At 60.6% G+C, this 4,617-nt stretch carries 3 protein-coding genes; all 3 read left to right on the forward strand.

Features of this window, described 5'->3' with window-relative positions:
* Positions 1-568: 568 nt before the first annotated feature.
* Positions 569-730, forward strand: a complete 162-nt coding sequence (locus VNM72_06275; protein ID HXF05005.1) for a hypothetical protein — start codon at positions 569-571, stop codon at positions 728-730.
* A gap of 122 nt (positions 731-852) precedes the next feature.
* Positions 853-1,281 (forward strand): hypothetical protein, encoded by a 429-nt coding sequence (locus VNM72_06280; GenBank protein HXF05006.1) that lies wholly within the window; start codon positions 853-855, stop codon positions 1,279-1,281.
* Between the two features lie 358 nt (positions 1,282-1,639).
* Positions 1,640-4,617 (forward strand): right-handed parallel beta-helix repeat-containing protein (locus VNM72_06285; GenBank protein ID HXF05007.1); only part of this gene is annotated, 2,978 nt, incomplete at its 3' end.

Consider the following 4,617-nt stretch of genomic DNA (forward strand, 5'->3'; position numbering starts at 1 on the left):
AAAACGATGGGCGCACGTCGTGACGCCAGCATTTTCATGATCGGTCACCTCCTTTCATGAGCGAAGCAGTCGTCCTGCTCCCACATCTCTACACGCAAAAAAGGCCCATCAAAGGGCTCAGGAAAAAATCGCCCCTTTGAAATAGTTATACCGGTTTGAGTTCGACTCCGGACTTTAGCTCCCGGCCGATTGGCCTTGTAGGAGGCCTTTTCAGAGGCCGATCCCCTAGGCCCGCCTTCGGTCCGATTCCAAACGGAAAACGGTATTTGCCTTTTGAAAGACTCCCATGAACTGCGGATCAATGGCTACGGAATCCGAACTGATCAATCCGCAATCCGCATGTCGCCATCCGCAATTGGTATGAGACCCAAGGAACCGTTCACGACCTCTGCGACCAGGGTCGCATCGGGTGTTGCCGCTAGACGTGGAATAAGTGCGCTCAAGCGATGGGACACAGAAGCCAGACGGCCAGATCAATGCTCTCGAAGCGATTGATGGCGCGGTTGCAACTGCGCATCGGCAGATGAAGGTCATCGTGACGGGCGACGATTGACTGTCACAGGAGCCGATGGGGCAGCACCTGAGAGAGCAGCGGAGGCACGATGTGCTGGTGGCTCAGCCCGAGTCACACAAAGAGTTGTTGGAGTGGGTGGTGAGGCTCTCGGCGGGTCGGCGACAGCGAGCATGGCTGCTGGCAGGAGAGACCGGCCTGTCGGCAGCGATTCTTTGAATGTTGGACCGTGCGGCCGGTGCCAGCTTGGGCTCCAGCACACCACCTGGCTGACGTTGGTGCAAGTGTGGGAAAAGGACAAGGCGGGGAAGCTCCCGTACCACAAAAGCTTCGTCACTGACTTGGAGGTGAATCGAGAGCAGGTGGCGGTGGTGGTGAGCATCGGGCGAGCCACGTGGGAGATCGAAAACCAACAGGTCAATGGGCACAAGAACCACGGCTATGAGTTGGAGCGCAACTACGGGCATGGGCACAAGACGCTGTCGCTGATCTTCTCCTTGTTGAACCTGCTGGGGTTTGTAGCCCACGCCATCCTCCGGTGGGGGGATCGGCTCTCGCAGCGATGCCCTGGTGCAGGAGTGGCGACGGGGGCGGTGGAACGCGCGGCGCACGATCCTGAACGTGATCTTGGTCCAGAGTTGGCGGCCGTTGGTTTTAAGCTCTCTGCAGGAATCGCTCATGTGCCCAAGCAGGCCACGAAGGATGAACATGGGTTCGCCAACGGACAAAAAGGGCTAATCCGCTGGAACCTTTCATCCGTTGGGAGATGATTTTCAAGGGAGGAAGGCGCCAGTCCCTGACGGCGACCAGCCTGGGCCGGGGCACACCAGGGGCGGCTGGTTCACACCCACTTCATGCCGGCGGCGTCCGACCGTCGCTCCCCAAGGAGTTCAACTGGAGAGAAACAGGACAATCCGATTCCCGTGCGAGCCCTCCGGGCGGAGCGGGGGTTCGGCCCGCTTCTTCTCGTCTTCGCGCTTCCTGAGGCGCTACTTCCTCGTCTCTAACTGGGAATTGCTACGAGAGTAAAATTCGACTTGACGGCACAAGTACCTCGGCTCATCATATGCTGCAGGAGGTTAAGGCTTCGGAAGGGTCTGGCCCGCTCGGAGCGGAAAGGAGGTGGAGATGATTTCCCAGGGAAGGTATTGTGTTCCGTCGGTGGTGATCCTCAGTCTGGTGGTCGCGGACTTGCTCTTCCCCGGTTTCCCGGCACGAGCGGAGACGCTTCTGGTGTGTCCAGAAGGCTGTGCGTTCCGTTCGATTCAGGAGGCGCTCAGTCGGGCTAGTCCCGGCGATACGATCTTCATTCAGGCCGGGACCTACGTGGAGAACTTGGTCATCGCAAAGCAAGGCCTCCTCCTTCGTGGGGAGGACCCGGGGAAGGTTGTCCTCCGGGCGCAATTTTCGGATGAGCCCGTCATCCTCGTGCGCGAATCCGATGTTCGCATAAGTAGTCTGACCATCACCGGAGGCGCACGAGGGGTTCAGATCGAGAGCCGGGGGAACAATCCTACGCTCTCAAATCTCATCGTGCAGGGAAACCAGAGCGAGGGGCTCTTCGTTGAAGGAACGCAGGCGGGAGAGGCACGCAACTGTCTGATTCGCGCCAACACGGTTGGCATCTTCGTGGGATCGCGTGCGGCTTTCCGTTTCACCGGGAACCGAATCCACCAGAATCGGGATGGTGTAGAGGCTCTGGACGCCGAGCGCGTGGAGCTGCGGGAGAACGTGATCACCGGTAATTCAGGCTGTGGAGTGAAAGCCGACGATCGCTCTCAATTGCTGGGTTCCAACAACGCCGTCTTCGCCAATGGGCAGAATCTTTGTGGCAGTGTGCAAGGCCGCACGAGCCTTTTGGATCAAACCCCTCCTCCACCGCCGCAGAATCTGCAAGTCACGCCGGCAGATTGGACCAATCAAGGGCGCTTTGAGATCGCCTGGGAAGACCCTGAAGACCTGGCAGGGATCGCGGCTTACTATTTCAAGCTGGGCAACGCTCCTACGGGCCCCGCTGACGGCACTCGACGCGATATCGCGCAAAAGCCGCTTGTCCTCGACAACCCGCCTGAGGGAGAGCGAGCCGTCTTCGTGTGGCTCGAAGATGGGATGGGGAACAAGACTCACCTGAACGTCGCTCGCGGCACGTTGCGATTTGACCGAACGCCGCCTTCGGGCACGCTGCTCATCAATCGGGGAGCACGGCAGACGACGGAGCTTCAGGTCGCCCTCACGCTTCAGGTTCAAGATGCGGCGAGCGGACCGGCTGAGATGCGCTTCTCCAACGATGGGCAGACCTGGTCGCCCTGGGAGCCCTTCGCAACGGAGAAAGCCAATTGGGACCTCTCGCAATTTGGCGGGAACGCGGATTCCGGCCGCAAGACCGTTTCCGCTCAAGTCCGAGATCGAGCGGGCAACGTCGCTTCGCTCTCGGCGCAGATCGAATACATTCGACTCCAACCCCCAACGGCTCGATTCACCGTCACGCCTCAGAGCCCGCGTCCTGCTCAGCGCGTGACCTTCGATGCCTCGGCTTCGTCCAGTCCAAATGGAGCGATCACCCGCTACGGCTGGAACTTTGGCGATGGCTCCACGCAGGAGACGAATCAACCGGCGGTCCAGCACACCTATGCATCCGAGGGGCGTTACAAGGTCCGGCTGACGGTGACGGACGCCTTCGGCATGACGGCTTCTGCCGAGCAGGAGCTTGTTGTGGAAGCGCGTTCGGATACGCTGCGCGTGCCTCAAGACTTCTCCACAGTGGAAGAAGCTGTAAGGGCCGCTCAACCGGGGGATGTCATCGCCATCAGTGCCGGGATTTACAATGTGAATCTGGTGCTCGACAAGCCTCTGACGCTCCGAGGCGTTGGGCCTCAGACACTCCTCCGGGGGCAGGATCCGAGCCGGTCCGTGCTCGCTGTTCAGGTGGGGGGCTTTCAGGCGCGCGTGGAGGCGTTGAAGCTCACCACGCAATCCCAGATGACGGCGGCGGCGGTCTTCGTCCAGAGCGGGGCGCTCACGATCGCGGCGGCAACTCTTGAAAATGCCGCCAGCATGCCGGTGCTGGAGGTGGCCGGCTCGGCTCAAGTCACCCTGGAGGGCACGGCGATGACCCCGATCCGCTTGAGTAGCTCCGGCACGGTTCTGCGTGCTCGCGATCAGGCTCGGCTCGTGGCCGCCCATGCGGAATTCGTCGGAGGGGCCGGGTTAGAGCTGGCGGGATCGGCTGAAGCCGTCGTGAGCGATTCGAGTATTGCCACGACCGGCGCTGGTATCGCTTTTTCCGGATCAGGAAATCTCGACCTCACAAGCGTGCGCATCGAAGCCGGAGGCGATGGATTGAACTTTTCTTCAACCGGATCGCTCACCATAGCGGGCGTGCAGGTAACGGCGGGCAAAACGGCCATGCGCCTCACAGGGTCGGCGGAGCTGGCGCTGGATCTCACGGGTTCAGAGTTCGCGGGAGGGGAAGTCGGGCTCTCTTTGAGGGGGACGGTTCGGGTGACGGCCCTTGGGGGAACGATTCTGGGGAACCGGATTGGCCTCGATGTGGGGGAGAACGCACAGCTTGTCATGGAAGGTGCGGAAGTCGCAGGCGATGGGCTCAATGCGAAAGTCAGCGAGCGGGCGCGCGCGCGGTTGCAGCGGATGAAGCTGAGCGGTGGTCTGGCCGGTGTGCTCGTTCGGGATTCGGCGACGCTCATCCTCGATGGAAACACGATCACCGATCATGCCCTTTGGGGGGTCTTTCTTCCTCATCCTTCTTGCCTTCTTACGAGCACCCTCACCGGGCATACCAATTGGGTCCGCTCCGTTGCCTTCAGTCCGGATGGAAAGCTCTTGGCGTCGGGTTCGGATGATCAGACGATCAAGCTGTGGGATGTGGGGACGGGCAATCTCGTGCGCACGCTCGCTGGTCATACCGGTTGGGTCAACTCCGTCGCCTTCAGTCCGGATGGAAAGCTCTTGGCATCGGGCTCCGGGGATCAGACGATCAAACTGTGGGATGTGGAGACGGGGAATCTCGTGCGCACGCTCACTGGGCATACCAATTGGGTCTACTCCGTCGCCTTCAGTCCGGATGGAAAGCTCTTGGCATCGGGCTC

It is taken from the genome of Blastocatellia bacterium (assembly GCA_035573895.1).
Lineage (GTDB): Bacteria > Acidobacteriota > Blastocatellia > HR10 > HR10 > DATLZR01.

Coding starts and splice junctions, on each gene's coding strand:
- VNM72_06275 (HXF05005.1), top strand. CDS start 569: ATGGGGCAGCACCTGAGAGAGCAGCGGAGGCACGATGTGCTGGTGGCT.